The organism is Nocardia cyriacigeorgica GUH-2, assembly GCF_000284035.1.
Lineage (GTDB): Bacteria > Actinomycetota > Actinomycetes > Mycobacteriales > Mycobacteriaceae > Nocardia > Nocardia cyriacigeorgica_B.
On the sequence record NC_016887.1, the window covers coordinates 3102164 to 3128484 of the forward strand.

Annotated in this window: 20 protein-coding genes and 1 pseudogene; 12 read left to right on the forward strand and 9 right to left on the reverse strand. The window is 69.8% G+C overall.

Annotated features, from left to right (window positions below; translation table 11 throughout):
• Positions 1–59 precede the first annotated feature (59 nt).
• Genes gdhA through NOCYR_RS13980 form a run of 3 tightly spaced genes read left to right on the forward strand, consistent with a single transcriptional unit; the run spans position 60 to position 3132 of the window.
• Positions 60–1424 carry an NADP-specific glutamate dehydrogenase gene (gene gdhA, locus NOCYR_RS13970; protein WP_228780332.1) on the forward strand — a complete coding sequence of 455 codons (1365 nt, stop codon included), beginning with the start codon at positions 60–62 and terminating at the stop codon, positions 1422–1424.
• Positions 1425–1466: 42 nt separating this feature from the next.
• The gene (locus NOCYR_RS13975) at positions 1467–2315 is read left to right on the forward strand and encodes an NAD-dependent protein deacetylase (protein WP_014351031.1); all 849 of its coding nucleotides are present in this window, start codon (positions 1467–1469) and stop codon (positions 2313–2315) included.
• Between the two features lie 25 nt (positions 2316–2340).
• Positions 2341–3132, forward strand: coding sequence for a DUF72 domain-containing protein (locus NOCYR_RS13980; RefSeq protein WP_014351032.1), 792 nt, complete (start codon positions 2341–2343; stop codon positions 3130–3132).
• Between the two features lie 94 nt (positions 3133–3226).
• Here the strand turns inward: NOCYR_RS13980 and NOCYR_RS13985 are convergent, their stop codons facing one another.
• Both NOCYR_RS13985 and NOCYR_RS13990 read right to left on the reverse strand, forming a co-directional pair.
• On the reverse strand, positions 3227–3598 hold the full coding sequence (locus NOCYR_RS13985; RefSeq protein ID WP_048833344.1) for a hypothetical protein: 372 nt from the start codon (positions 3596–3598) through the stop codon (positions 3227–3229).
• Between the two features lie 40 nt (positions 3599–3638).
• Positions 3639–4439, reverse strand: a complete 801-nt coding sequence (locus NOCYR_RS13990) for an ankyrin repeat domain-containing protein (RefSeq protein ID WP_014351035.1) — start codon at positions 4437–4439, stop codon at positions 3639–3641.
• A gap of 135 nt (positions 4440–4574) precedes the next feature.
• On the opposite strand from NOCYR_RS13990, the gene NOCYR_RS13995 reads away from it, so the two are divergent.
• Entirely contained in the window at positions 4575–5084 is a 510-nt protein-coding gene (locus NOCYR_RS13995) for a nucleoside deaminase (protein ID WP_048833345.1), read from the forward strand.
• Between the two features lie 114 nt (positions 5085–5198).
• Here the strand turns inward: NOCYR_RS13995 and NOCYR_RS14000 are convergent, their stop codons facing one another.
• Both NOCYR_RS14000 and NOCYR_RS14005 read right to left on the reverse strand, forming a co-directional pair.
• Complete coding sequence (locus NOCYR_RS14000) at positions 5199–5858, reverse strand: GntR family transcriptional regulator (protein WP_014351037.1); 660 nt, start codon at positions 5856–5858, stop codon at positions 5199–5201.
• Positions 5859–5907: 49 nt separating this feature from the next.
• The gene (locus NOCYR_RS14005) at positions 5908–7614 is read right to left on the reverse strand and encodes a cation:proton antiporter (RefSeq protein ID WP_014351038.1); all 1707 of its coding nucleotides are present in this window, start codon (positions 7612–7614) and stop codon (positions 5908–5910) included.
• A gap of 110 nt (positions 7615–7724) precedes the next feature.
• Here NOCYR_RS14005 and NOCYR_RS14010 point away from each other — a divergent pair, with 110 nt between their 5' ends.
• On the forward strand, positions 7725–9962 hold the full coding sequence (locus NOCYR_RS14010; protein WP_014351039.1) for a glycoside hydrolase family 3 C-terminal domain-containing protein: 2238 nt from the start codon (positions 7725–7727) through the stop codon (positions 9960–9962).
• Positions 9963–10067: 105 nt separating this feature from the next.
• On the opposite strand, the gene NOCYR_RS14015 is transcribed toward NOCYR_RS14010, so the two are convergent.
• On the reverse strand, positions 10068–10763 hold the full coding sequence (locus NOCYR_RS14015; RefSeq protein WP_048833346.1) for a methyltransferase domain-containing protein: 696 nt from the start codon (positions 10761–10763) through the stop codon (positions 10068–10070).
• On the opposite strand from NOCYR_RS14015, the gene NOCYR_RS14020 reads away from it, so the two are divergent.
• The 4 genes from NOCYR_RS14020 to NOCYR_RS14035 all read left to right on the forward strand — a co-directional run bounded on the left by NOCYR_RS14020 (position 10762) and on the right by NOCYR_RS14035 (position 15122).
• Positions 10762–11202 carry a MerR family transcriptional regulator gene (locus tag NOCYR_RS14020; protein WP_197538384.1) on the forward strand — a complete coding sequence of 147 codons (441 nt, stop codon included), beginning with the start codon at positions 10762–10764 and terminating at the stop codon, positions 11200–11202. The genes NOCYR_RS14015 and NOCYR_RS14020 overlap by 2 nt on opposite strands.
• Before the next feature lie 133 nt (positions 11203–11335).
• Complete coding sequence (locus NOCYR_RS14025; protein WP_014351042.1) at positions 11336–13066, forward strand: FAD-dependent oxidoreductase; 1731 nt, start codon at positions 11336–11338, stop codon at positions 13064–13066.
• 78 nt (positions 13067–13144) lie between these two features.
• Positions 13145–14020, forward strand: coding sequence for a DMT family transporter (locus NOCYR_RS14030; RefSeq protein ID WP_048833347.1), 876 nt, complete (start codon positions 13145–13147; stop codon positions 14018–14020).
• Positions 14021–14153: 133 nt separating this feature from the next.
• On the forward strand, positions 14154–15122 hold the full coding sequence (locus NOCYR_RS14035) for a dimethylarginine dimethylaminohydrolase family protein (protein ID WP_014351044.1): 969 nt from the start codon (positions 14154–14156) through the stop codon (positions 15120–15122).
• Positions 15123–15125: 3 nt separating this feature from the next.
• Here NOCYR_RS14035 and NOCYR_RS14040 read toward each other — a convergent pair whose 3' ends face one another.
• Both NOCYR_RS14040 and NOCYR_RS14045 read right to left on the reverse strand, forming a co-directional pair.
• Positions 15126–15779, reverse strand: a complete 654-nt coding sequence (locus NOCYR_RS14040; protein ID WP_014351045.1) for a hemerythrin domain-containing protein — start codon at positions 15777–15779, stop codon at positions 15126–15128.
• A gap of 31 nt (positions 15780–15810) precedes the next feature.
• Positions 15811–16221, reverse strand: a complete 411-nt coding sequence (locus NOCYR_RS14045) for a DUF4267 domain-containing protein (protein ID WP_014351046.1) — start codon at positions 16219–16221, stop codon at positions 15811–15813.
• A 126-nt stretch (positions 16222–16347) separates the two neighbouring features.
• On the opposite strand from NOCYR_RS14045, the gene NOCYR_RS14050 reads away from it, so the two are divergent.
• Together NOCYR_RS14050 and NOCYR_RS31015 are read left to right on the forward strand one after the other, a co-directional pair.
• Positions 16348–19836, forward strand: coding sequence for a BTAD domain-containing putative transcriptional regulator (locus NOCYR_RS14050; RefSeq protein WP_014351047.1), 3489 nt, complete (start codon positions 16348–16350; stop codon positions 19834–19836).
• 124 nt (positions 19837–19960) lie between these two features.
• Positions 19961–20272 (forward strand): annotated as a pseudogene (locus NOCYR_RS31015) (alcohol dehydrogenase catalytic domain-containing protein); the annotation flags it as partial.
• A gap of 725 nt (positions 20273–20997) precedes the next feature.
• On the opposite strand, the gene car reads toward NOCYR_RS31015, so the two are convergent.
• Together car and NOCYR_RS14060 are read right to left on the reverse strand one after the other, a co-directional pair.
• Positions 20998–24495, reverse strand: a complete 3498-nt coding sequence (car, locus tag NOCYR_RS14055; protein ID WP_014351049.1) for a carboxylic acid reductase — start codon at positions 24493–24495, stop codon at positions 20998–21000.
• A 162-nt stretch (positions 24496–24657) separates the two neighbouring features.
• Positions 24658–25380 (reverse strand): RNA polymerase sigma factor SigF, encoded by a 723-nt coding sequence (locus NOCYR_RS14060; RefSeq protein WP_014351050.1) that lies wholly within the window; start codon positions 25378–25380, stop codon positions 24658–24660.
• Positions 25381–25747: 367 nt separating this feature from the next.
• Here NOCYR_RS14060 and NOCYR_RS14065 point away from each other — a divergent pair, with 367 nt between their 5' ends.
• The gene (locus NOCYR_RS14065) at positions 25748–26320 is read left to right on the forward strand and encodes a type 1 glutamine amidotransferase domain-containing protein (RefSeq protein ID WP_014351051.1); all 573 of its coding nucleotides are present in this window, start codon (positions 25748–25750) and stop codon (positions 26318–26320) included.
• Position 26321 lies beyond the last annotated feature (1 nt).

The window sequence follows — 26321 nt, forward strand, 5'->3', positions numbered from 1 at the left end:
GGGCGGCCGGTGCGTGTGCGGCGGTGACCGGGTGCGGTCCGGCCGCACAGGCAACGACGATGACAAGGAGTCCGCGGGTGGCTGTCCTGGACGCGAAGCTGAGCGACATCTACGACGAGGTGTTGCGCCGCAACCCCGGCGAAACCGAGTTCCACCAGGCCGTGCACGAGGTGCTCGACAGTCTCGGCCCGGTGGTCGCCAAGCATCCGCACTACGCCGACGCCGCGGTGATCCGCCGGTTGTGTGAGCCCGAACGCCAGATCATCTTCCGGGTGCCGTGGGTCGACGACTCCGGTGCGGTGCAGATCAACCGCGGATTCCGGGTCGAGTTCAACTCCGCCCTCGGCCCGTACAAGGGCGGGCTGCGGTTTCACCCGTCGGTGTACCTGGGGATCGTGAAGTTCCTGGGCTTCGAGCAGATCTTCAAGAACTCGCTGACCGGGCTGCCCATCGGCGGCGGTAAGGGCGGATCGGATTTCGACCCCAAGGGCCGCTCCGAGGGTGAAGTGATGCGGTTCTGTCAGGCGTTCATGACCGAGCTGTACCGCCATCTCGGCGAGCACACCGACGTCCCGGCCGGTGACACCGGTGTGGGTGGACGCGAAATCGGTTATCTGTTCGGCCAGTACAAGCGCATCACCAACCGCTACGAGTCCGGTGTGCTCACCGGTAAGGGCTTGACCTGGGGCGGATCTCAGGTGCGCCGCGAAGCCACCGGGTACGGCGCGGTGTTTTTCGTCAACGAGATCCTGGCCGCGTCGGGTCGTTCGCTCGACGGGCAGAAGGTGGTGGTGTCGGGGTCGGGCAATGTCGCGATCTATGCCATCGAGAAGGTGCACGAGCTCGGCGGCACGGTGGTGGCGTGCTCGGATTCCAGCGGCTATGTCGTCGATGAGCGGGGCATCGACCTGGAGTTGCTCAAGGAGATCAAGGAGGTGCGCCGCGGGCGCATCGCCGATTACGCCGAGGGCCGGGCGAGTTCGCGGTTCGTGGCCGGCGGCTCCCTGTGGGAGGTGCCCTGCGATATCGCGTTGCCGTGCGCCACTCAGAACGAACTCGACGGTGCCGCGGCGGGCAAGCTCATCGCCAACGGCTGCACGATCGTCGCCGAGGGCGCGAATATGCCGTGCACCCCGGAAGCGGTGAAGCTCTTCGCTGGAGCCGGGGTGAGGTTCGCTCCCGGTAAGGCGGCCAATGCCGGTGGCGTGGCGACCAGTGCGCTGGAGATGCAGCAGAACGCCTCGCGTGACTCGTGGAGTTTCGAGCACACCGAGCAGCGGCTGGCCGAGATCATGCGCGGCATCCACGACCGCTGCCTGGCCACCGCCGACGAATACGGGATGCCGGGCAACTATGTGGCCGGCGCCAATATCGGCGGCTTCATCCAGGTCGCGGACGCGATGCTGGCCCTCGGCGTCATCTGAGCAGCCGCATCGGTGGGCGGGGCGGGTCCGTAGGCTGGGTGCATGCCCGATCACACCGCTGACGCGCAGCGCCTCGCGCAGGTGATCGGCGGGCGCCGGATGGCGGTGCTGACCGGGGCCGGGCTGTCCACCGACAGCGGCATCCCGGACTACCGCAGCCCCGGTTCCCCGCCGCGCACCCCGATGACCTTCCAGCAGTTCGTCGGCGATCCGCAGTTCCGGCAACGGTATTGGGCACGCAACCATGTGGGCTGGCGACGCATGGACGCCTCCCGGCCCAATCCGGGCCATCGGGCGCTGGCCCGGCTCGAGCGCCTGGGTGTGGTGAGCGGGTTGATCACCCAGAACGTCGATCTGCTGCACACCAAGGCCGGGCATCGCCGCGTCATCGACCTGCACGGCAGCTATGCCCGGGTGCGATGCCTGGACTGTGATCATCTGGTGTCGCGGATGTCGCTGGCCGACCGGCTCGAGGCCGCCAACCCCGGTTTCGCCGACGCCGCCGACGCCACCGGGGTGGAGGTGGCGCCCGACGCCGACGCCGTCGTCGCCGACACCGCCGCGTTCCGCATGGTGGGGTGTGTGCGCTGCGGCGGGATCCTCAAACCCGACATCGTCTACTTCGGGGAGAACGTGCCCAAGCAGCGGGTGCGCGCGGCCTACGACCTGGTCGACGAGGCCGAGGTGCTGTTGGTGGCCGGTTCGTCGCTGACGGTGATGTCGGGGTTGCGGTTCGTGCGCCACGCCGCCAAGTCGGGCAAGGCGGTGCTCATCGTCAACCGGGGCCATACCCGCGGCCACGACCTGGCCACCCTCACCGTCGACGCCGGCTGCTCACCCACGCTCACCGCGCTCGCCGACCATCTCGCCGTACGGGTGGCGGTGTCCTGAGCCCGCCTGCGGGTATGCCGAGGCTATGACGCTGTTGGTGGGCACTTCCGGGTGGCAGTACCGCGATTGGCGCGGTGTGCTGTATCCGCAGGGTGTGCCGCAACGGTTATGGCTCGAGCATTACGCCACCGCCTTCGCCACGGTCGAGCTCAACAATGCCTTCTACCGGCTGCCCAGTGCCGACACCTTCGCCACCTGGCGGACCCGTACCCCGGCGGGGTTCCGGATCGCGGTCAAGGCCAGCCGCTTCCTCACCCACATCAAACGCCTGCGTGAACCCGAGGAGCCGGTGGCGCGGCTGATGGGGCGGGCGGTGCACCTGGGTGAGCGGCTGGGCCCGATCCTGCTGCAACTCCCACCGACCCTGCGCGCCGATCCCGACCTGCTCGACCAGTGCCTGCGCTGCTTTCCGCCCGGCACACGGGTGGTGGTCGAACCGCGCCACGAATCCTGGTGGACCGAGCAGACCAGGCAGGTTCTCGAACACCACGGTGCGGCGCTGTGCTGGGCCGATGCGGGCGAGCAGCCGGTGACGCCGTTGTGGCGCACCACCGACTGGGGCTATCTGCGCCTGCACCACGGCACCGCCGACCCGTGGCCGCGCTATCACCCCGCCACCGTCACCGAGTGGGTGCGCCGCCTGACCGCGACGTGGCCGGAGTCGGCCGAGGTGGAGGTGTATTTCAACAACGATCCGGGCGGTGCCGCGATCTACGATGCGGCCGTGTTCGCGCGGGCGGCGGCCTCACGCGGCGTCGCCGTCACCCGCACACCCGCTATCGAGTCGACCACTGCCCCGCCCGCTGTCGGCGGGTGATCGGAGGGGCAGGCGTAGCTACGGTCCTGGGTGCGATGCGCCCAGGGGGTCACCTCCGCCCGGTCGTGACTTCGCGCGTGCGGGTGTGTGGCTGTCAGTCTTCGATGGGGAAGAACGACTCTCCGTCCTCGGGGGCGCCGTCGATCTGCCCGCGGTGTTCGCCGAAGCTCTCGGTGGTGTCGTCGGCGGGCAGCTGGTCGATGTCGTCGCCTTCGTCGATGGTGTCGGGTTGGCCGGGTGTGGGTTCACCGCGCGGGGCGGCGCCGATATCGGGTTCTTCTTCGGCCAGCCGTTGGCCGAGGGATTCGCCGGTGCGCTCTTCGGCGGGCGTCATGCCGAATTTGTCGGCACCGGTCCAGTCCTCGGGCGGGTCGACCACGACATCACCGTCGTCGTTGCGCACGTCGTCGGAATCGAGGCTTTCGGTGGGCCCCAAGGTATCGCCTGGTCCGGTTTCTGTAGCCATATGCGCTGGATGCCCGCGCCGTGGCTGGGCAAACCGGTGCTCAGGCGTGTGCGCGGAGGAGGTCGGCGACCTCGGTGTGACCGCGCGCGACGGCGTTGTCGAGGGCGGTGTTGCCGTCGCTGTCGCGGATGCCGGGGTCGGCGCCCGCGGCGAGCAGATCGGCGACGACCTGCTGGTAGCGGCGGCTGCCGTCGCCGTAGACGATCGCTTCTTGCAGCGCGGTCCAGCCGGGCGTGTTGACGTGGTTGACCTCGACGCCGGCGGCGATGAGCCGGCGCACGGTGCTGACCGAGCCGTGTTCGGCGGCCGGGATGAGCGCGGTGCCGCCGTAGCGGTTGACGCTGGTCAGGTCGGCGCCGTGGGTGAGGGTGAGGTCGAGGATGGCGTCGAGGCCTTCGGCGCCGGCGTAGAGGTAGGCCGAGTCCCCGATGGCGTCGGTGGCGTTGACGTCGGCGCCGGCCTCGATGAGGGCGCGGGCGGCGTCGGTGGCGCGGTTCTTGGTGGCTTCGATGAGCGGGGTGCGTTGGTGGGGTCCGCGGGCTTCGATATCGGCGCCGCGGGCGAGCAGATCGCGGACTCGGTCGGCGTCGTCGGCCGCGGCGGCGGCCAGCAGGTCGTCGTCGAGGGCGGGGTCGTGTGGTGGGGTGGACGACGCTTCGGCGGGTGCCGGGGTCGTGGCCGGGGTCTGTTGTGAGGTCGGCGCCGGGTGCGCAGTCGGCGCGGGCGCGGGGTCGGCGGTGCAGGCCGCGACGGCTGTCAGGATCGCGGCCGATGCGGCGATTGATGCGCCGGCCGGCAGTGTTCGTCGGCTGCCGCTCGGGTTCTTCCGGCCGAACATCATCGAAACCTCCTCAATTTGGTATACCAACTATCCTGCCTGGTGGCCGAACGCTCGTCCAGGTGATGCCGCCCATATCGGTGATCTCCGCCGCGTGAACGCACCGGCGGTATACCAAAGCTGGGTATCGTGGTCGACATGAGCGAATCAGGCGACAGCTACGTGATCACCGATCGGGACCGGCAGTATCTGCGCAGGTGCGTCGAGCTGGCTCGTGCGGCCCTCGACGCCGGTGATGAGCCGTTCGGGTCGATCCTGGTCGACGCCGAGCAGACCATCCGGTTCGAGGCCCGCAACCGCATCGTCACCGGTGAGCCGACCCAGCATCCGGAGTTCGAGATCGCCCGCTGGGCCGGCCTGCACCTGAGCCCTGCCCAGCGCGCGACCAGCGTCGTCTACACCTCCGGCGAACACTGCCCGATGTGCAGCGCCGCCCACGCCTGGGCCGGCCTGGGCCGCATCGTCTACGCCGTCGGCTCCGACCAGCTCGGCCGCTGGCAACGCGAATGGGGCCTGCCCGCCGGCCCGGTGGCCGCACTTCCCATCACAGCGGTCGCGCCCTCGGTGCCGGTCGCGGGCCCCGAACCTAGTCTCGAAGCCGAGATCAAGGCTCTGCACGAACAGGTGGCCACCCGCGCGCTGGGCTGAACCGGTACCCGTCGACACCGCTCGCGCCGAGTGCGAAGCGTCGGTCACACGCTGCAGAGACCCACTCCCGCCCGGTTCGGCGTCCTCGTGCGCGCCGCTGCCGGCGTGTCCGGTTCAGTCCGTGTCGCGGGCTTCGGTGGCGGCGCGTTGGGCGGCGAGGGTGCGGCTGGTGTCGATGTGGGCGGTGGCGAGGGTTTCGACGCGGGTGAGGTCGCGGTTGGCGATGGCGTCGTAGAGCTGTTCGTGTTCGCGGGCCACGGTCAGCAGGTCGTCGTGGCGGCCCAGCAGCCAGCGCATCCGGCTGCGCAGGGTGGCGTGCAGTTCGGCGAGGAGTTCGTTGCCGGTGAGCCGGATGACGGTCTCGTGGAAATCGGCGGCGGCCCGGCGTGCGGTGACGGCGTCGCCGGCTCGGGCGGCATCCCATTCGGCGTCCAGATCGCGGCGCAAGTCCTCGAGTCCGGCGCGGGTGGCGCGCTGTGCGGCGAGCCGGAATGCCAGTACTTCGACCGCCGAGCGCACTTCGAGCAGGTCGGCGATATCGGTGGCGGTGAACTCGCGCACCACCGCCCAGCTGCGCGGGCGTGGGGTCACCAATCCTTCCGCTACCAGCGCTTTCAACGCTTCGCGCACCGGCAGCCGGGACACCCCGAGTTCGGCGGCGAGTTCACGTTCGACCAGTTTGGCGCCGGGCGCTCGGGTTCCGTCGACGATCTGGTCCCGCAGGATGCGGGTGATGCGTTCGGATTCGGAGGCGAACCCCGGCGATGCGCTCATCACCGCATTCTCGCATCACCACCCACCGGTTTGGTATCCCAAGTGGTTGTCAGGGGCGGCCCAGCTGTTGCAGGCGCGCTTCGTCGAAGTCGAGTATGTGCTGGCAGCGGTTGAGGGCTTTGGCGCCGAAGCGTTCGCCGTCGCGGGCGCGCAGCAGCGCCGACCGTTGTGCGTCGAGTACCCGCAGCCGCAGCTGCCGATACTGTTCGCGCGGGTCCGGGCCCTCGGTGGACAGTTCGCGCATCGCGGCCGGCTTGGTGCGCACGGTGTCATCGCGCACCATGGTGACCAGGGCCGGCGGTATGGGGTTGCCGTCGTCGTCGGTCGGGTCGGGGGTGTCGAGGACCTTCGCGGCGGCCTCCGACATCAGCGTCCGCAATTCGATCGAATCCTCCTGCAGCCGAGCGGGATCATCACCGGGTACCCGCACCACCCGGATGACGGTCGGCAGGCTCAGCCCCTGCACCAGCAGGGTGCTCACCGCGACGACGAAGGCGATCAGCACCAGCTCCGACCGCATCGGGGTCTGGGCGGGCAGGGTTTGCGCGGCCGCCACGGTGACTGCGCCGCGCATCCCCGACCACGCCAGCACCACCCCGCCGCGTGCGCCGACGGTTTCGGTGAGCCGGAACTCGATGCTTGCCGATGCTTTGCCGAAGCGGCGCATCATCAACCGCAGCCGTCTGCTCTCGGGCGGCAGGTCGATGTCGGCCAGGCGCGCACCGATATCGTCCAGGCGTGGTTTGGCCTCGGCGGCGCGGCGCTGGTCCAGCCGCAGGAACGCCACCAGCGGCACGATGAACACCGCGCGGATCACCATCACCACCACCGCGGCCACCAGTCCGACCCCGAAAGCCTGTGCGACGCTGAGCTGTGCGCCGCGCACGTCATCGATGAGCCCGGCCAGGCTCAATCCCATGAGCAGGAAGATCGCGCTTTCCAGCAGGAACGCCACGGTGCGCCAGTTGGTGGCGTCGACGATGCGATTCTGGGCGCTGAGGTGGCGGGGGCTCAGGTGGCCGCTGACCAGGCCGGCGACCACGACCGCCAGCACCCCGGACCCATGGAATTCCTCGGCGGGCAGGTAGGCCAGGAACGGGATCACGAACGACACCGCGGTGGTGGCCACCGGGTCGTCGACCATGGCACGCGCCCGCACACCGAGCCAGCCGACCACCAGCCCGGCGATCACCGCGACCACGACCGCCACCACGAAATCGCCGAGCACATGCCACAGCGACACCGTCGAGGCCAGCGCCGCCACCGCCGACCGCAGCAGCACCAGCGCGGTCGCGTCGTTGACCAGCCCCTCCCCCTCCAGCATCGTCAGCAGCCGCGACGGCAACCCGAGCCGCTTACCCACCGCGGTCGCCGCGATCGGGTCGGTGGGGCTGATCACCGCGCCGAGCGCGAACGCGGCGGGCCAGCCGATATCGGGCAGCAGTTGATGGAACAGCCAGCCGGTGCCGAGGGTGGTGACCACGACCAGCAGCACCGCCAGGCCGGTGATCGGTTTGAGGTTGCGCCGGAAATCGACCGCGGGCATGTTCACCGCCGCCGAATACAGCAGCGGCGGCAGCACCACCGTCAAGATCACCTCGGGGTCGACCTCCGGATGCGGGATACCGGGCACGAAACTGAGCGCGATCCCGACGACTGCCAGGCTCAGTGGCGCGGCGACGCCGAGGGTGTCGGAGAACGCCGCGACCACCACGATGGCGATGATGCCGACGACCACGACCAGGGTGATCTCCATGAGCTCTCCTCAGCGCTGACGGCGTGTCCCGCTAGCACCGTACGACGGGGACCGCGGTCGTGATTCGATGTCGGTGCAGCGTTTCCCGCGGCGAGGCGATGGGAGCCGACATGACTTCGACTACCGGTATCAGCGAACTGTCCGTACCCGACAAGGCCGCGCTCGGCAGCGGCGCGGACTTCTGGACCACCAAGGCGGTGGGTCCGGTGCCGTCGCTGCTGTTGACCGACGGCCCGCACGGGGTGCGCCGCCAAACCGGCGCCACCGACCATCTGGGGCTGGCCGCCAGCCGGCCCGCCACCTGTTTCCCGCCCGCGGTCGGGCTCGGGCAGAGCTGGGATCCCGAGCTGGTGCGCCGGGTCGGTGAGGCGCTCGGCCGCGAGGCCCGCGCCTTGGCGGTCGATGTGCTGCTGGGGCCGGGCATCAACATCAAACGCGACCCGCGCTGCGGGCGGGTGTTCGAGTACTACTCCGAGGATCCGCTGCTCACCGGTGTACTGGGTGCGGCGTGGGTGCAGGGGGTGCAGAGCCAAGGGGTGGGTGCCTCGCTCAAACACTTCGCGGTCAACAACGCCGAACACGATCGGATGCGGGCCAGTTCGGATGTGGACGCGCGGGCGTTGCGCGAGATCTATCTGCGGGCCTTCGCCCATATCGTGCGTACCGCCCAGCCGTGGACGGTGATGTGTTCCTACAACCGGATCAACGGCGTCTACGCCGCGGAAAACCGGTGGCTGCTCACCGAGGTGCTGCGCGAGGAGTGGGGTTTCGACGGTCTGGTGGTCAGCGATTGGGGTGCGGTGTCGGATCGGGTGGCCTCGGTCGCCGCGGGGCTGGATCTCCAGATGCCCGGCGGCAGTGGTGATGCTGATGCTCAGGTGGTGGCGGCGGTCGAATCCGGTGCGCTCGAGATCGCCGCGGTGGACCGGGCCGCGCAGAACGTCGCCGACATGGCGGCGAAGGTGCTCGCCGGGCGGGCGCTGGCCCCGCCGGCGCCGGATCCGGACGCCCATCATCGCCTGGCGCGTGAGGTGGCCGCGCGCTGTGTCGTGTTGTTGCGCAACGACGGTGAGCTGCTGCCGTTGCGTGCCGGGCAGTCGCTGGCGGTGATCGGTGAGTTCGCGCAGACCCCGCGGTATCAGGGCGGCGGGAGTTCGCATGTGAATCCGACCCGTCTGGATGTGCCGGTCGATGAGATCCGCGCCGCGGCCGAACCCGGGCAGGTGCACTATGCGCGCGGTTTCCGCACCGACTCCACCGAACCCGACCCGGTGCTGGTGGCCGAATCGGTCGCCGCGGCGCGTGCGGCCGAGGTCGCGGTGGTGTTCCTCGGGTTGGGCGCGAGCCAGGAATCGGAGGGCTTCGACCGCACCGACATCGAACTGCCCGCCGACCAACTCGCGCTGCTGGCCGAGATCGTCGCGGTGCAACCGAAGACCGTGGTGGTGCTCTCGCACGGCGGGGTGCTGCGGCTGGCGCCGGTGGTCGATCTGGTCCCGGCGATCGTCGACGGCGCGTTGCTCGGGCAGGCCGGTGGCGGCGCGTTGGCGGATGTGCTGTTCGGGCGGGTCAACCCCTCGGGCCGGCTCACCGAGACGGTGCCGCTGCGGTTGCAGGATGTGCCCGCCTACCTGAATTTCCCCGGCGAGAACTCCCACATCCGGTACGGCGAGGGCATTTTCGTCGGCTACCGCTGGTATGACGCCCGCGAGATGGCGGTGAGTTTCCCGTTCGGGCACGGCCTGTCCTACACCAGCTTCACCTACTCCGATCTGTCGGTGGAAGCCGGCGCGTCGGGGCTCACCGTCGCGGTGACGATCACCAATACCGGCGCGCGGCGCGGCCGTGAGGTCGTGCAGATCTACACCGCGCTGCCCGAGTCCGCGGTGACGCGCCCGCCCCGCGAACTCGAGGGCCATGCCGTCACCGAGGAGCTGGAACCCGGTGCAAGCCAACGGGTCTCGATCAGCATCGACCGCGAGGCGCTGGCGTACTGGGAGACCCGCGTCGACCGGTGGATCGTCGAGGGCGGCACCTACCGGGTGATGGCCGGCGCCTCCAGCCGCGATATCCGCGCCACCGCCGAGATCGAGGTGCCCGGCGATGAGCTGCGCATTCCGATCACCCGCCAGTCCACCCTCGGCGAGGTCCTGGCCAACCCCGCCGCGGCGCAGGTGCTGTCGCAGATGTTCGCGGCGATGACCGGCGACGGCGCCGGTGACGGCCAGGCCCTCGGCGTCGACATGATGCGCATGCTGGCCTCGATCCCGCTGGACCGGCTCACCGGATTCGGCATGTCGCCTGCCGACCTCGACGCCCTCTTAGCGGCCGTCGACGACCACCACTGACCGGCAGCCGCGGTCCCGCGACCCCCGGTCGGTCGAGGAGCACTGTTTCCGCAGATGTACCGTGCAGCAGGCGATCCTGCCGCACGGACCGGAAGCGGTGGTCCGCTATCGCCGCGCAGCGGCGACGAACATCGGCACCGCGACGAAGATCCGGTTGGTGCGGGCGCGCTCGGCTTGTTCGGTGAGCCAGCCCTGCTCGTCGCTGATCCGGCGCACCACGGCGAGCGCGGTGTCGTCGGTGAACACGCTGGTGCGCACCTCGACGACCGGGTCGGTAAATCCGGCGTCGAGGAGCAGGTTGCGGTACCGGCGGGCGATGCGCGGCGACGGGAGTGTGTCCGCCTTGGCGTGGACCAGCCGGCGGGTGGTCTGCGGGTCGTCGGAGTCGATGACGACGGTGTCCCAGTCCTGGCCGAGCAACACGGCCCGCCCGCCCGGTGCGAGCACCCGGCGGGCCTCGGCCACCGCTCGCACCGGATCGGCGAGGGTGTGCAACACCTTGTCCGCGCGGTAGCCGGTCACCGACCCGGTCGCCAACGGCAGCTCGCAGGCATCACCGACGCGGAACTCCCCGGCCGGCCAACGCCGCACGGCCACGGCGACCATCTCGGGGTCGTGGTCGACGCCGATGGCGCGGGCCCCGCGCTCGGCCAGTTCGACGACCGCGCGGCCACCGCCGCAGCCGACGTCGACCACGGTTCGGCCGCTGAGATCGCCGAGCAATTCGTAGGAACGTGTACGCAGCTCCACAGACATCGGCTGCGCATCGATGGCGTCTAGGACAGCAAGCAGATTGGACATGTCTGCCATGGTTCGACTTAATGTCGACATGAAGTCAACTGCGCTGACGATCGGCCAGGTGGCCGAGCAGTTCGGCCTGCCGACACACGTCCTGCGGCACTGGGAGTCGGTCGGCCTGCTACACCCCACCCGCGTCGCCGGCGACCGCCGCCGCTACACCCACGATGACCTCACCCGGGTGGCGTCGATCGTCATCGCGAAGCAGGCCGGCCTGCCCCTGAAGGACATCGGGACGTTCCTCGCCGCCGGCGACCCAGCCGCCCGCAAGGAGGTGCTACACCGCAACCATCGCGCCCTGCAGGCCAAGATGGCGGCGCTGCGCGCGGCGCTGGATCTGCTCGAAGCCGGCATGAACTGTTCGCACGAGGACATCACCACCTGCCCGAACTACCGCGCCCACCTCGCACGGGTGGGCCAGCAGGGCCCGACGAGCGAGTGATCTGCTGACCGACAGACAGCACACCGTTCTCCTGGCCGAATATCTCGATTTTGTGGCCGCCAGTCCTTGCTGTCAGCGTCGCGCGCCGCTTTAGGCTCGAACGACAGTCAATGGTGATGGAGGACACAGGTCGATGGCGTTCGATTACGACGTGCTGGTGATCGGTTCGGGTTTCGGTGGCAGTGTGTCGGCGCTGCGGCTGACCGAGAAGGGCTACCGGGTCGGCGTGCTCGAGGCCGGACGCCGCTTCGCCGACGACGAGTTCGCTGCGACGTCGTGGCGGGCGCGGGAGTTCCTGTGGGCGCCACGGCTGGGCTGCTACGGCATCCAGCGGCTGACGTTGCTGAAGAACACCTTCATCATGAGCGGCGCCGGCGTCGGCGGCGGATCGCTGGTCTACGCCAACACCCTCTACGAGCCGCCGGCGGCGTTCTACGCCGACAAGCAGTGGGCCGCGATCACCGACTGGCGCGCCGAGCTGGCCCCGCACTACGACCAGGCCAAACGCATGCTCGGCGTCACCACCAACCCGGCCACCACTCCCAGCGACCGGATCCTGCGTGAGGTCGCCGAGGAACTCGGTGTCGGCGATACCTACCGCCAGACGCCGGTCGGGGTGCTGTTCGGCGGTGCCGGGTCGCGCCCGGGCCAGGAGGTGCCCGACCCGTTCTTCGGCGGCGTCGGCCCGGCCCGGCGCACCTGCACCCACTGCGGCGAATGCATGACCGGCTGCCGCCACAACGCCAAGAACACCCTGGTCAAGAACTACCTGTATCTGGCCGAGCGGGCGGGCGCGCAGGTACATCCGCTGACCACCGTGGTGGATGTGCGGCCGCGACCCGAGGGCGGTTACGCGGTGCGCACCCGCCGCACGGGCCGCTGGGTCCGCAAGGCCGAGCGGGTGTTCACCGCCGAACAGGTGGTGTTCTCCGCGGCCGCGCTCGGCACCCAGAAACTGCTGCACCAGCTGCGCGACCGCGGTTCGCTGCCGAACATCTCGCCGCGGCTGGGATATCTGTCGCGCACCAACTCCGAGGAGCTGCTGTCGGTGCGCAGCCGCCGCCGCGACGCCGATTTCACCAAGGGTGTGGCCATCACTTCCTCCATCCACCCCGACGCGCACACCCACATCGAGCCGGTGCGCTACGGCAAGGGCAGCAACGCGCTGGCGTTGATCACCACCGCGATGGTCGGCGACGACGGGGTGAGCCCGCGATGGCGGCAATGGGTGCGCCAGCTGCGCCGCAACCGCCGCGACCTGCTGCACATGCACAATCCGCACCGCTGGTCCGAGCAGATGATCGGACTGCTGGTGATGCAGTCGGTGGACAACTCCATCACCACCTACACCACCCGCGGTGTGTTCGGCCGCAAGATGACCACCAAACAGGGTGAGGGCGAACCGAATCCGACCTGGATCCCGGTCGGCCACGAGGTCGCCGAGCGGGTCGCCGGCAAGATCGACGGCTTCGCCACCGGCGCCACCAGCAGCATCGTCAATATCCCGGCGACCGGGCATTTCATCGGCGGCTGCGCCATCGGCGACTCCCCCGACACCGGCGTCGTCGACCCCTACCACCGCCTCTACGGTCATCCCGGCCTGCACGTCATCGACGGCTCTACCATCTCGGCCAACCTCGGGGTCAACCCGTCGCTGACCATCACCGCCCAAGCCGAACGCGCGATCGCCCTGTGGCCCAACAAGGGTGAGCCCGACCAGCGACCCGAACTCGGCGCGCCGTACCGGCGGCTGGCTCCGATCGCACCGGTCGCCCCGGCGGTACCGGCCACCGCGCCGGCTGCGTTGCGGTTGCCGATCGTCGAGATTTCCGGCGGGCAGCAGCCGGTCGAGCTCGACAACTGAGGTCGCCGCCGGGTCTGCCGGCAAACCACCGCGACCGCGCGTTGGTGCCGTCGGTTGGTCCCCGCGCCCGGCACACTGATGCGGGTGAGTAATGTGCCGGTCGCCGCGGTGGTGTGCGCGTTCGTCGCCGCGCTCGGGTTCGCGGTGGCGGCGGTGGCGCAGCAGCGGGCGGCGGCGCAGGTGCCCGAGGGTGCGGGGTTGCTGGCCGGGTTGATGCGCAGCCCGCGCTGGTGGGCGGGGATCGTCGGTGACGGTGGCGCGTTCGTCTTCCAGGTCGTGGCGTTGGCGCTGGGATCGGTGCTGGTGGTGCAGCCGATCCTGGTGACGTCGCTGATCTTCGCGTTGCCGTTGGCGGCCCGCTACAACGATCGGCCGGTGACGCGCGCGGCTTGGGCCCAGGCCATCGCGTTGTCGATCGCGCTGGCGTGTTTCCTGATCGTCGGCGATCCCGCGCCGGGGGTGCGAGATGCGCCGTGGTCGCAGTGGTTCGGGCCGCTGGCACTGGTGTTCGGGCTGATCGTCGCCGCGGTGGTGGCGGCGATGTGGGTGCGGGCCACCGGGTTGCGGGCGTTGCTGCTGGGTACGGCGGCGGGGTTGTTGTTCGGTGTGTCGGCGGCGGTGACCCAGCATGTGGTCGAGTTGTTCGGCGACGGGCTCGGCGCCGCGCTGAGCAGTTGGGAGCCCTACACCATGGTCGGCGCCGGCCTGGCGGGGTTGTACCTGCAACAGCGCGCCTATCAGATCGGTGCGTTGTCGGCGTCGCTGCCGGCGTTCACGGTGGCCGAACCGCTGGGTGCGATGTTTCTGGGCGTGACCGTGCTCGAGGAGCAGTTGCACACCGGGACGGTCGGGATCGTGGTGGTGCTGGTGTCGGTGGTGGTGATGTGTGGTGCGGCGGTGCAGCTGTCCCGCGCCCAAGCCGAGGATCTGCCCGCGGCCGAGCCTGCCGGGTGAGATCACTGCCGGTGATTGCCGGTTGATTGCTTGACGTGGTCGCGGGCGCGGTGAGGTGCGGTGCTCATCTCGTTGTCGATCCGTTGTCGTGCTGTGGGCTGTCCTGTTGACCCTGGCTGGTTACAGTCACCGAATGGTTGCCAACACGGTCCGGGTCGAGAGCGAGGTCGCGACATTGCGGACGGTGGTGGTCGCGCGTAGCGAGTTCCGGGCACCGGACAGCCCGGCGATCCTCGGGCATCGGATGCCGGGCGAACCGGGCGCCGCCGAGATCCTGGAGCAGACCTGGGGCCGGGAGTTCGGTGCGGTCTTCCCGGACCGCCAACGTCTCTGGGAGGCCGAACGCGACAACCTCGCCGACGTCCTCACCCGCTATGGCGTGCGGGTGCTGCGCCCGCGCTTGTGTACCGAGGCCGAGAAGGCCGCAGCCGGCGAGCGCGGGTACGCGAACTTCTTCGTCCGCGATCCCTGGTTCACCATCGGCGAGCACGTCATCGAGGGGTCGCTGCGATTCCCGCATCGCCGCCTCGAGGTCCTGACCAGCCGTTCGCTGCTGCTGGATCAGGTGATGCCTGCGCGGGCGCGGTATGTGTCGATCCCGATCCCCGAGCTCGACGGCGCCGGCGTGGGCCCGTTCCTCGAAGGCGGCGATGTGCTCGTCGACGGCAAGAACGTCTTCGTCGGTGAGTCCGGCATGGCCAGCGACCACACCGGAACCCGCTGGCTGGCCAAATATCTGGCCCCCGACGGATACACGGTGACCCCGGTGACCCTGAAACCGCATGTCTTGCATCTGGATTGCGCGCTCGGCCTGGTCCGCGAGGGGCTGATGATCGTGTGCCCGGACCGACTGCCCGACGGCGTTCCCACCCCGCTGCGGGAGTGGGAACGCCTCGAGGTCAGCGAAGCCGAGGCCGCCGCCATGGCCACCAATGGCCTGCCCATCGATGCCGAAACCTATATCACCGACCCGATTTTCGAACGCCTCGGCAAGCAATTGCAGGATCGTGGCATCACTGTCGAGTACGTCGATTTCACGGTTTCGCGTCTGTTCGGCGGAGCCTTCCGCTGCTCCACGCAACCGCTGGGCCGCGTCGACTGACGGCTACGCTCTGGGCCGGCTCGCGCGGACGCGGCGGATGTGGCGGGCGTAGCGGTGGCGGCCGAACAGATGCCAGATGCCGCGCACCGGCGCCGGCAGCACACCGAGCAGCAGGGCCCGTTCGGCCGGGTCGGCTTCCTCGAGGACGAGACCGAACAGCGTGAACAAGGTGAGCTTGGGGGTGTGGGCGACCATGTGCTCGCCGGGGGCGGCCCACTCGGCGTCGGTGAGGTGCTGCGCCGCCAGCGGGAGCACGGTGGTTTCCTCGTCGTCGAGATGTTCGAGCAGCACCGCCCGGTGATCGGCGAGAATCGCCACCAGCGTGTCGCGTTCGTCGGCGCCGGCTCCGGCCTCCCAGGCCGGGACCGCGGTGTCGAGAGCGGCCAGCGTCGCTTCGACTCGCTCGTGCTGGGCCTGCATGCGCAGGATCACCTCGGTGCCCAGATCGACCCGCGCCAGCAGCGGCGGCCACAGCAGCTCGTCCTCGCCCTCATGGTGATTCTTCAATCCGAGCCGGTAATCCCGGAAGTGGCCGGCGATCACCGTCGCCCGCGCGATGTCACCGGGGGCGACGGCCGCGACGAGCTCGATCAGCAGCCGCGATTCGCGGCGAAAGGCGCGGTGGACGATCTTCATGTCGTCGGTGTTGATGCTCATGTGTTGGTGCCCTTCGATTCTGGTGCCGCGATCAGCGCAGCGCGGGGGCCGGCGCGGTGACGGGGGCGCGTTCGGTCAGCAGCAGGGCCGCCGTCGCCAGCAAGAAAGCCGCCGCAGTGACGTGCACCGTCAGCGCCGTGGTCACGCTGCCGCCGTGCGTCACCACAGCCAACGCGTCACCGAGCGGGATCGCGGCGTTGATCAGCACGACCCAGCCGAGCGTGCGACGCAGGCCGAGACCGAGCAGCAGGAAGGTGACGGCGGCGATGGCGAGGTCGCGCACGCCCTTGACGATGAAGTAGCCGTCGGCATTGCCGGTCGGCCACGGATCGATACCGAAACCTTCCGCGGCACCGGGATAGAACAGGAAATTCAGCCCGAAATACAACGGGGCGGCTCCGCAGCAAAAGGCCAGCAGGGTGGTCCAGCGATACCTGGTCATGATGTTCTCCTCGGTGGATTCGGGGTGGGCGGCGACTGCGGCCCGCTGATTTCCGACACTGCTGCCCGGGGTTTGGAAGTCACTAGGAACCGGCTTGGAAGGCCCGCGCGTACGATGTGGCGCGTCATGGTCTTCATCCGGGTATTGGGCTCGTTCGTGGCCGAGGTCGGCGGCGAATCCGTACCCCTCGGCGGACCGCGCCAGCGCGGCGTGCTGGCCATGCTGGTCGCCGCCCGCGGACAGGTGGTGCCGGTCGACCGGATGATCGAAGACCTGTGGCGCGGGGAAGCACCCGCCCGAGCGCTGGCCTCGCTGCAGGCCTATGTCTCCAACCTGCGGCGCCTGCTCGAACCCGGCCGCCCACCGCGGACGCCGGCGCGTCTGCTGGTGAGCGCGGCTCCGGGCTATGCGTTGCGGCTGCCGCGGGAAGCGGTAGACGCGTGGCGGTTCGAGCAGCTACTCGAGCAGGCCCGCACGGTGGCCGAACCCGGCGCAACGCGTGCCTTGCTCGACGACGCGCTGGCGCTGTGGGCGGGGCCCGCGTTCGCCGAGGTCGCCGACGAGCCGTGGGCACTGGCCGAGACCGCCCGCCTCGACGAACTGCGCTCGATCGCCCGCGAGCTGCATATCGCTGCCGGATTGCGCCTGAGCCTGCCCGTGACACCGGACGCGGAAAACCTCACCCGGGAGCAGCCGTTGCGTGAGGAGGGCTGGCGCCTGTACGCGCTGGCGCTGTGGAGCAGCGGCCGCCAAGCCGACGCACTGGCCGCGCTGCGCCGCGCCCGCACCACCTTCGCCGACGAGCTGGGCCTGGACCCGGGCCCGGACCTGGTGGAACTGGAAGAGGCGATCCTCACCCAGCGCACCGAGGTCCTGCGCGGCGCCGCGGCCGCGGCCTCGGCCGGCACGATCCAGCACCAGGGCGCCGCGTCACGGTCCGAGGTCGGCGCGCCGGCATCGGACGGTGACGCGCGACCGTCGAAGGACGCGCGACCGTCGAAGGACGCGCAACCATCGAACGACGCGCAACCATCGAACGACGCACAACCATCGAACGACGCACAACCGACGGGCGTCGCGCCGTCGTCGGATATCCCGCCGCCGTTGGATAGTGCGCCGCCGTTGGATAGTGCGCCGTCGTCCGATATGCCGCAGTCGCCGGATGTCGCGCGATTGTCGGCGAGCGCGCGCCGCGCGACGACATTCGTGGGTCGTGAGCGCGAACTCTCGGCCCTGGTCACCGCGGCCGGCGAGGCCGTCACCGACGGGGCGCGCGTCGCGCTCGTCACCGGCGAGGCCGGGCTCGGCAAGTCGACGCTGCTCGACCACCTCGCCGCCCGCCTCACTCGCGACGGCTGGCTGGTCGCCACCGGACGCTGTCCCGAACTCGACAGTGCCCCGCCCGCATGGGCGTGGGTCGAAGTCCTCCAGACGGTCGCCGCGACGGTCGATCCGGGCCACTTCGCCGACGATCTGGCGCCGCTGCTGACCGACTCCGCGCCGGTCGGCGGTGACGCCGCCGCCGGGCGCTTCCGGCTGCGGCGCGCGGTGTGGGCGTGGCTGTCGGCCGCGGCCGCCACGCAGCCGGTCGCCATCGTCCTCGACGACCTGCATTGGGCCGACGCCGCCACCCTCGAACTGCTCACCGGCAGCGTCGACGCACACGCCCCGATCCTCATCGTCGCCGCCTACCGCGCGGACGAAAGTGCGCGCCTGACAACGACACTCGGCACCCTCGCCCGCACCGCGCCCCTCCGGGTGGACCTGCCCGGACTCGACGGCGACGCCATCGCGGCACTGGTGCGCGCCGAATGCGACGCCGACGACGCGACGGTGGCAGGCATCGCCGAACGCACCGGCGGCAACCCCTTCTACGTGCGGGAAAGCGCGAGGCTGCTCTACGGCGAAGGCGCGCTCATCGCACTGTCGGAGGTGCCCGAAGGCGTGCGCGATGTGCTGCGGCGCCGGCTTGCCCGGCTGCCCGAAAGCGGTGTGTCGGTGTTGCGGCTGGCGGCCGTCGCGGGCCGGGAGAGTTCGGTGGAGGTGCTCGTGCGGGCCGCCGATACCGACGAAGACGGTGTCCTGGACGCACTCGATGCCGGCGTCATCGCTGGGTTGCTCGACGAACCGGGACCGGGACGGGTCCGGTTCGTGCACACCTTGGTCCGCGACACGCTGATGACCGACGTCAGCCGGCTACGCATCACCCGCATGCACGCCCGCATCGCCGCCGCCTTGGAAGACAGCGGCGATATCGCGGCCCTGGCCCACCACTATGCGCGCGCGGGCTCACCGAGGGCCGTGCACTATTGCGTGCGCGCCGCCGAACTGGCCGAGGCCCGCTACGCCCACGATGTGGCGGCCGCGCTGCTCACCGACGCCGTCGCCCACTGCACCGACCCCGACGAACGCATCACCCTGCTCGGCAAACTGCTGCGCGCCCAGGTCCGCGCCGGGGCAGTCGCCGCCGCCCGGGCTACTCGCGAACAGGCCGTCGCCTTCGCCGAATCGCTGGGCCGCGACGATTTGATGATCGCCGCGTTCACCGCCTGGACCGAGCCCACGCCCTGGCTGGCCCGCACCTACGGCACAGTCGACCGTCCCATCGTCGAACGCCTGCGCCGCCTGCTCGAACGCACCGACCTAGCCCCCGACGTGCGGGCCAACCTGCTTATCGCCTACACCCACGAACTGGTCGGCGAAGACGACCCGACGGTCCTGGCAGCCGGGCAGGAAGCGCTCGACCTCGCCACCTCGACCCGGTTGCGTGCCGGAGCGCTGCTGGTGCTGGCCCGCGACACCGGCAGGGAGGAATACTCCCGCGAGCTGGTGGATATCGGCATCGCCCACGACCTGCCCGTCTACCGCGTGACCGGGCTGCTCAACCTCGCCGCGAACGCCGCCGCCGCCAACGACCCGTCGGCCATGCGCCGCCAGCTCCACGGCGTACTCGACCTCGCCCGCGCCTACCGCATGCCCGAAGCCATCGGCGCCGCCGAGATCGCGCTGACGACCCTGGTACTCGTCGAAGGCCGCTTCGCCGACGCCGAACGCGGCTATATCGAGGCCACCGACCGCCTCGATCGCGCCGGATCGGTGCACGCCGCCGGCTTCCTGCGCCTGGCCCTCGCCGCAACCTGGCTCAACGCCGGCACTCTCGGCGAACACCTCGACGAGGTGCGCGCACTGCACGACGGGCTCGGCCCGATGGTCGCCGACCTGCTCGCGCTCGCCCTGCACGCCGCCGGCCACACCGACGAGGCCCGCCGCGCCCGCACCACACCGGCCCCGATCCGCCCCGACTTCTTCGCCACCTTCCTGACCAGCCTGCGCGCCATGGCGATCCTCGCCACCGGCGACCGCGACGCCGCCGCCCAGATCTACCCCGCCCTGCTCCCCCACCGCGACGGTCCCCCGGCCGGCGCGGAAAGCCTGTCGCTGGCGGTGCGCCCGCCCGCCCACACCCTCGGCGAACTCGCAGTCCTGCTCGGCCGCGACGACGCCGCCGCTGAACACTTCGCCCGCGCCGCCGACATCGCCGACCAGTGGAACGCCCCGCACTGGGCCGCCGAAGCGCGCGCACGATCGCCGCGCCGGGATTCTCCGCACCGCTGAGCCTGCTCCGGTCGAGCACCCTTGCCGTCCGGCCATTCGCGCGTTCCAAGTCGGCTCCAAGTTCCTTCCAAAAGCCCGGGAGCAGTCTCGATCCGTCAGGAACGAACTGCTCGAGGAGCCAAACATGAGTGCCGTCAACACCTTCCGCGCCGCCGTCGTCCGCACACCGAACGGACCCGATTCGATCGAGATCATCGACGTCCCGGTCACCGAGCCCGGCCCGGGTCAAGTGCGGGTGGCGGTCGCGGCGGCCCCGGTGAATCCCACCGATCTCGGAGTCGCCGGTGGGTTCTTCCACGAGCTGGGCATGATCACGCAGCCCGACCGCACCGGGCTGGGCTGGGACTTCGCCGGCACCGTCGCGGCTGCCGGTCCGGGTGTGGACCTGGCTGTCGGTACTCGCGTTGCCGGTGTCGTGCTGGGGTTCGACCGCGATTTCGGCACCTATGCCGAACAGCTGGTCGTTCCTGCCGCCGATGTCGCGGTGGTGCCCGATGGCCTGGATCTGGTCGCGGCATCGACGGTGCCGCTCAACGGCTTGGGCGCAGCGCAGATCGTCGACCTGCTCGGTAACCCACCCGCCGACGGCAACCGGCTACTGGTGACCGGTGCCGCCGGTGCGATCGGCGCCAACGTCGTCGCGTTCGCACTCGACCGGGGCTGGCAGGTGACCGGCCTGGCGCGCGCGACCGACGAGCCGTTCGTCCGAGGGCTGGGCGCCGGCTTCGTCACGGAGGCCGGCACCGGCTGGGACGCGGTCGTCGACACCACCTCGCAGCAGGTCTGGGGGTTGGCCCCGGTCCGCGACGGCGGCCTCTTCGTCGGCGTGCGACCCAATCTCGTGCCCGCGCCAGAGCGGGAAATCACCGTGCACGCGCTGGTGACCCAGCCCGATACACGCCGCTTGGGCCGGCTGTTGGAGCGTGCAGCGGCCGGCCGGTTGCCGTCACGAGTGCACGCGGTCCTGCCCCTGACCCGAGCACGCCGACGCCCAGCGCGCCATGGCCGTCAGCGGCACCCGCGGCCGCTACGTGCTCGCGCCCTGACCCGATCCGGCCTGGGTGGCCTTTTCGTCACGCCGCAACTCACCCTGGTTCGGGCCGCGGGCGTTCCAGTCGCCCGAAACCCGCGGCAGGTGGTTTCAGAAGGCCTCCCCGGCGTCTACCCCGACGAAATCAGCCCACGCAGTCGAAGATCACCCACATACTTGGCGATCAAATCCGCGCTCAAGTGCGGGATATCGGCGTCGGGTCCGAGTTTCGCGGCGCGAACGGCAGCTCGGAACTCGGTAGCGGGGATGGCCGAACCCGGGGTCGCGGGTGCGGGGCGGGCAAAGGCGTGCAGCAGCGGCAACACCGAGGCGTTGCGCTGAGGTTCGGGCAACGCGCGCAAGCCTGCCTCGAATCGGGTGAGCCATTCGGTGTAATCGTCGACGCGTTCGATCGCGACACCGGCCTCGATCAGCCAGTCGACGATCACATCGAGGGAGATCCCGTCATCGTGCGGGTTCACCACATGGAAGCTGTGGTGCCCGTCATCGATCGCCGCGCCGAGCTCGGTGATCGCCTCGGCGGTGAAATCGGCGGGCAGCCCGTCATAGTGGGCGCGTGCCCGCCCACCGTCGGCGCCGCGCCGGTAGAACGAGGCGGGCGCGAGTCCGGTGGCGGCCAGCCCGATCAGCAGCCGGGTGAACATATCCGGCACGTTGAGCTGCCCCGCATAGCCGGGATGGGCCAGCACCATATCCGACCGGAACACCGCCACCGGCAGCCCGCACATCTCGTGCACCGACCGCAGCAGCACCTCCCCGGCCCATTTGCTGTTGCCATAACCGGTGGCGTATCCGGCGCCGTTGCGGCGCACCGGACTACCGGCGCGGATATCGCCGCCCTCGGTGAACACCGCACGGTCGACGTCGGCGGCCACCGCCACCGTCGACAGATAGGTGAACGGCTTGAGCCGATCGGTGATCGCCAGCCGGATCAGCTCGGCCGTGCCGACCACGTTGGGCCCGAACAACTGCTCATAGGGCAGCACATGGTTCACCAGCGCGGCACAGTGCACGATCCGGTCCACCCGCCGCGCCAGCGCCGCCCAGGCCTGCTCGTCGAGCCCGAGGCGGGGTGCGCTGATATCGCCGACGATCACCTCGAGGTGGTTGTCGGCCAGCTCGCGGTAGCGGCGCAGCAGATCCACATCGCCGGAGTCGAACGCCGCGTCGAGCCTGCGTCGCGCGGTGTCGGCGTCCTTGGCGCGCACCACACACAGCACCCGCCCGCCCACGGCTTGCATCCGCTGCAACCACAGCAGGCACAGCCACCGTCCGAGGTAGCCGTTGGCGCCGGTGATCAACACCGTGCCGGTCGTGGCCGCCACCGGCAGCCCTGCCGCGGCAGCCAAGGTCTCGGCGTCGATGAACTTCTCCAGCGCCAGATCCGCGGCGGCCACCTGGTCGGCGCCGGCGCCGTGCACACTGTCGAACGACACCCGGCCGGTACCGGATTGCTGTGCGGTTTCGATGTATTCGGCCAGATCACCCAGCGTCGTCGCCGGGCTGGTCACCACACTCACCGGCACGTCGACGCCGAAGATCTCGGTGAGCACGGTCGCCAATGACAGCGCCGACAGCGAATCGCCACCCAGATCGGCGAAATGTGCCTGCGGCGTCGACTGTTCGGCCGTGCAATCGAGCAGAGCGCGCGCCGCCCGCAGCACCGTCTCCACCACCGGAACCTCGCCCGCACTGGTGTGCAGGGCGCGCAGTTCGGCCGAACGGCCGTCGGCGCGCTCGCGATACAGCTGTTCCAGCCGTGGGCCGTAGCGTTGCTCGAGCGCGGGCCGCAGCAGTTTCCCGATACCGGACAGCAGGCCGTTGTCGATCGTGAACGGCTCGGTCTCGATGAGGAATTCGCGCGGGATCTCATACGGTTCGAGCCCGGCGTCGGCGGCGATGGTGCGCACCGACGCCGCGATCGACGCCGTGAGCGCCTCGATATCCGCGGCGTCGGCGAGCGCAGCCTCGGTCGGCACCACCACCGCCAGCAGATAGGCGCGCACACTGCTGCCGTAGACAAAAATCTGCCGGATCAGCGGGCTGGCCGCATACACCGCCTCCAACTGGGCGACAGCGACGAACTCACCCTGCGACAACTTCAGCACATTGTTGCGTCGGTCCAGATAACGCAGCTGGTCCGGGCCGATCTCGGCGACGATATCGCCGGTGCGGTAGAAACCCTCGCCGTCGAAGACTTGCGCGGTGATATCGGGACGCCGGTAGTAGCCGGGGATCATCGTCGCGGTCTTGAGCAGCAGCTCACCACGCGGATGCGGCTCGTCGGTGGTCTGATAGCCGAGTTCGGGCACATCGACGAGCTTGTAGTCGATCACCACGGGCCTGCGGACCCGGTTGTCCACCACCAGCCCACCACCGGCCTCGGTGGAGCCGTAGGCGTCGTGCACCTCGATCCCGAGCAGCGACTCCATGAACGCCTTCAACTCCGGCGCCAGCGGCGCACTACCGGTCGACGCCGAAATCAACCGTCCGCCCAGCACCTCGCCGCGCAGCTGCTCCCGCACCTGCTCCTCGGAGCGCCCGCCGGCCAGCTCACTCTGGTACCGCTGGTAGATCATGTCGCTGACCCGCGGCACGAACACCATCTCGGTGGGCCGCACCAGCGCGATGTCCTCGAACAGCGTCGACATATCCGCCGCGGCGGTGAAATAGGCGATGCCGCCGCGCACCAGCACCCCGGCCAAGGCCAGCCGTCCGGCCAGATGACTCAGCGGCATGTAGTTCACGCTGATGGCCGGCGGATTCGAGCCCGGCTTGCGGGCCAGCCCTTGCACCCAGATTCCCGCTGCCAGCCGATCGGTATACATCGCACCCTTGGGTGTGCCGGTGCTGCCCGAGGTGTAGATGAGCATGGCCAGCGGATCGGCGTCCGGGTCGGCGAAATACGGTGCGGCCCTGGGCATATCGCGACCGGCGTCGATCATCTCGGCCAACGTTTCGACCGTGATCGGCGCGCCGGCCAGGCGTTCCCGCGCAGCCGTGAGCGCGGCACGGTGTGCGTCCAGATCGGGAACATGATCGATGACGATCAGTCGCCGGGTCGCGGGGCAGGCCAGCGCGCAGTCCACCGCACGGTCGAGCAACTCCGGTGTCGCTACCAGGATCCGCGGCTCGGTCTCGACCGCGATCTGCACCAGGGCCGCACTCGGCGCACCGGCCTGCAACGGCACCACCACCGCACCCAGCCGCGCGCACGCCAGGTCGGTGATGGTCAGCTCCACCCCGGTCACGCCGAGTAGCCCGATCATCGCGCCCGGCTCGACGCCCGCCTGCGCCCAGGCCGCGGCTACCGCTTCGATCCGGTCGGCGACCTCACCGTAGGTGAGGGTGTCGAAGTGGTCCAGCCAGCGTCGCTCGGGCCGACCGGTCACCGGATCGCTGACGATCTCGAACGCGCGCTGCCCGAGCGCGGGACGTTCGGCGTAACCGGTGAGCACACTGGTCACGATCTGGGCCACACCGATGCCGGGTGTGCGCACCGCGTCGAGCACCGCCTCATCCGGTGCGGCGGCGCGGGCCTGATGGTCGTCGCGGTAGAGCCGGTCGATGCGCTGCTTGCGCCGGGCCGCCGGCGACTCGATCGACATGGTGTTGGTGCCTCCCCTGGCCGGTCGAGCAATACCCGAAAGTTAGCGTGCGTAAGAAGATGCCAGCCGGAGGGTATCCGCACAGCCCCAATCGGGTGTGATATCAGTCACATGACTGGTTGTGTCTCAAACCTCGGGGAGGAACCAGGATTTCACCGATCGCTACGCCGCCGCCGGCTCGGCCAGCGCCTGCTCGCGCAAACTCGCCAGCGTGCGCGACAGGATCCGCGACACCTGCATCTGGGACACCCCCAGCCGCTCGGCGATCTGGTTCTGGGTCATCGACCCGTAGAACCGCCAGACCAGCACCTGCCGGTCCCGCTTCGGCAACGCCGCGATCAGCGGCCGCACCGCCATCGCATCCTCGAGCAGGCCATAGCACGGTTCCTCGCAACCGAGCCTGCGCTGCACCGCGCTGCCCTGGTCATCGTCATCCCGTGCGATCGACTCCAGCGAATTGCTGGTGTGCCCATTCGCGGCGACCATCGCCTGGGTCAGCTGCGCCAACTCCACGCCGAGTTCGGCGGCGACCTCGCGTGCGGTCGGCACCCGCCCCAGCCGCTGCGACAGCGCCTCGGTGGCCGGACCTATCCGCAACTGAATGTCCTTCATCGTCCGCGGCACCCGCACCGCCCAGGTGCGGTCGCGGAAATGGCGGCGCACCTCACCCATCATGGTGGGCACCGCATACGCCAGGAATGTGCTGCCGCGACCGAGATCGAAACGGTCCACGGCCTGGACCAAACCCACCCGGGCGACTTGCTGCAGATCATCGAAGGATTCCCCGCGCCCGCCGAAACGGCGCGCGATGTGCTCGGCCAGCGGCAGGCACAATTCGATGATTTCCGCGCGGATCTGGCGGCGATGCGGATCGTCGGGGTCCAATGACTCGAGTTTGTCGAACCACGGCTCGATGTTCTCGTAGGTGTCCGAACAATCTCCGTGTTTCCCCGCACCGGGAGCGACTGATCGTCCCGACGATGCGGTTGTGGTGGTCTGAGCGTGCTTCGACTGGTTCATTGGGCCTCCTCGGATTCCCCAAATCGGCTGGCGTTCGGCTCGACCTGAATATGGGGTACCCACTTGCCCGTAATCGAAAAGTGATCGCCCGCGCCGGTCTTCACCGCACCGATGACCTGCCGGGACGTGTGGGTTCTCTGCGCCCGGGTATGCCCGGAGCGAGTCGCGCGACCGCTGGCGCGGGGCCGCGACGACCGCACGCACCGGGAACCGAGCGGAAGGAATTCGAGCAATGACCGAAACCGATCTCACCCAGCGCCGCATCCTCGCCATCGTCACCAACTACGGCGTCGAGCAGGACGAACTCATGGTCCCGGTCCAGCACCTGCGCGATGCCGGCGCCACGGTCGATATAGCCGCCGAATCCGGCGACGCCATCCAGACCCTGGTCCACGACAAGAACCCCGGAACCACCGTCCAGCCCACCGTCACCCTCGACGAGGTGAACCCGCAGGACTACGACCTGCTGCTGGTGCCCGGCGGCACCGTCAACGCCGACTCGTTGCGCCTCAACGACGCCGCCGTCGAGATCACCCGCCGCATCGCGGCCGCAGGCACCCTCATCGCGGCCATCTGCCACGGCCCGTGGATCCTCGTGGAAGCCGGCATCGTCCGCGACAAGACCCTCACCTCGTTCCCGTCGCTGAAGACCGACATCCGCAATGCCGGCGCCGCCGACTGGGTAGACCGCTCCGTCGTCATCGACGACACCCACGGCTACCCGCTGATCACCTCGCGCTCCCCCAAGGACATCGGCGATTTCGTCGAGCGCATCGACCTCACCCTGGCAGGCCGCGCGGCATAAC

Excerpts from the sequence above, each read along its gene's own strand:
- gdhA (WP_228780332.1), top strand. The coding sequence starts at position 60 with ATGACAAGGAGTCCGCGGGTGGCTGTCCTGGACGCGAAGCTGAGCGAC.
- NOCYR_RS13975 (WP_014351031.1), top strand. The coding sequence starts at position 1,467 with ATGCCCGATCACACCGCTGACGCGCAGCGCCTCGCGCAGGTGATCGGC.
- NOCYR_RS13980 (WP_014351032.1), top strand. The coding sequence starts at position 2,341 with ATGACGCTGTTGGTGGGCACTTCCGGGTGGCAGTACCGCGATTGGCGC.
- NOCYR_RS13985 (WP_048833344.1), bottom strand. The coding sequence starts at position 3,598 with ATGGCTACAGAAACCGGACCAGGCGATACCTTGGGGCCCACCGAAAGC.
- NOCYR_RS13990 (WP_014351035.1), bottom strand. The coding sequence starts at position 4,439 with ATGATGTTCGGCCGGAAGAACCCGAGCGGCAGCCGACGAACACTGCCG.
- NOCYR_RS13995 (WP_048833345.1), top strand. The coding sequence starts at position 4,575 with ATGAGCGAATCAGGCGACAGCTACGTGATCACCGATCGGGACCGGCAG.
- NOCYR_RS14000 (WP_014351037.1), bottom strand. The coding sequence starts at position 5,858 with ATGAGCGCATCGCCGGGGTTCGCCTCCGAATCCGAACGCATCACCCGC.
- NOCYR_RS14005 (WP_014351038.1), bottom strand. The coding sequence starts at position 7,614 with ATGGAGATCACCCTGGTCGTGGTCGTCGGCATCATCGCCATCGTGGTG.
- NOCYR_RS14010 (WP_014351039.1), top strand. The coding sequence starts at position 7,725 with ATGACTTCGACTACCGGTATCAGCGAACTGTCCGTACCCGACAAGGCC.
- NOCYR_RS14020 (WP_197538384.1), top strand. The coding sequence starts at position 10,762 with ATGTCTGCCATGGTTCGACTTAATGTCGACATGAAGTCAACTGCGCTG.
- NOCYR_RS14015 (WP_048833346.1), bottom strand. The coding sequence starts at position 10,763 with ATGTCCAATCTGCTTGCTGTCCTAGACGCCATCGATGCGCAGCCGATG.
- NOCYR_RS14025 (WP_014351042.1), top strand. The coding sequence starts at position 11,336 with ATGGCGTTCGATTACGACGTGCTGGTGATCGGTTCGGGTTTCGGTGGC.
- NOCYR_RS14030 (WP_048833347.1), top strand. The coding sequence starts at position 13,145 with ATGCGGGTGAGTAATGTGCCGGTCGCCGCGGTGGTGTGCGCGTTCGTC.
- NOCYR_RS14035 (WP_014351044.1), top strand. The coding sequence starts at position 14,154 with ATGGTTGCCAACACGGTCCGGGTCGAGAGCGAGGTCGCGACATTGCGG.
- NOCYR_RS14040 (WP_014351045.1), bottom strand. The coding sequence starts at position 15,779 with ATGAGCATCAACACCGACGACATGAAGATCGTCCACCGCGCCTTTCGC.
- NOCYR_RS14045 (WP_014351046.1), bottom strand. The coding sequence starts at position 16,221 with ATGACCAGGTATCGCTGGACCACCCTGCTGGCCTTTTGCTGCGGAGCC.
- NOCYR_RS14050 (WP_014351047.1), top strand. The coding sequence starts at position 16,348 with ATGGTCTTCATCCGGGTATTGGGCTCGTTCGTGGCCGAGGTCGGCGGC.
- car (WP_014351049.1), bottom strand. The coding sequence starts at position 24,495 with ATGTCGATCGAGTCGCCGGCGGCCCGGCGCAAGCAGCGCATCGACCGG.
- NOCYR_RS14065 (WP_014351051.1), top strand. The coding sequence starts at position 25,748 with ATGACCGAAACCGATCTCACCCAGCGCCGCATCCTCGCCATCGTCACC.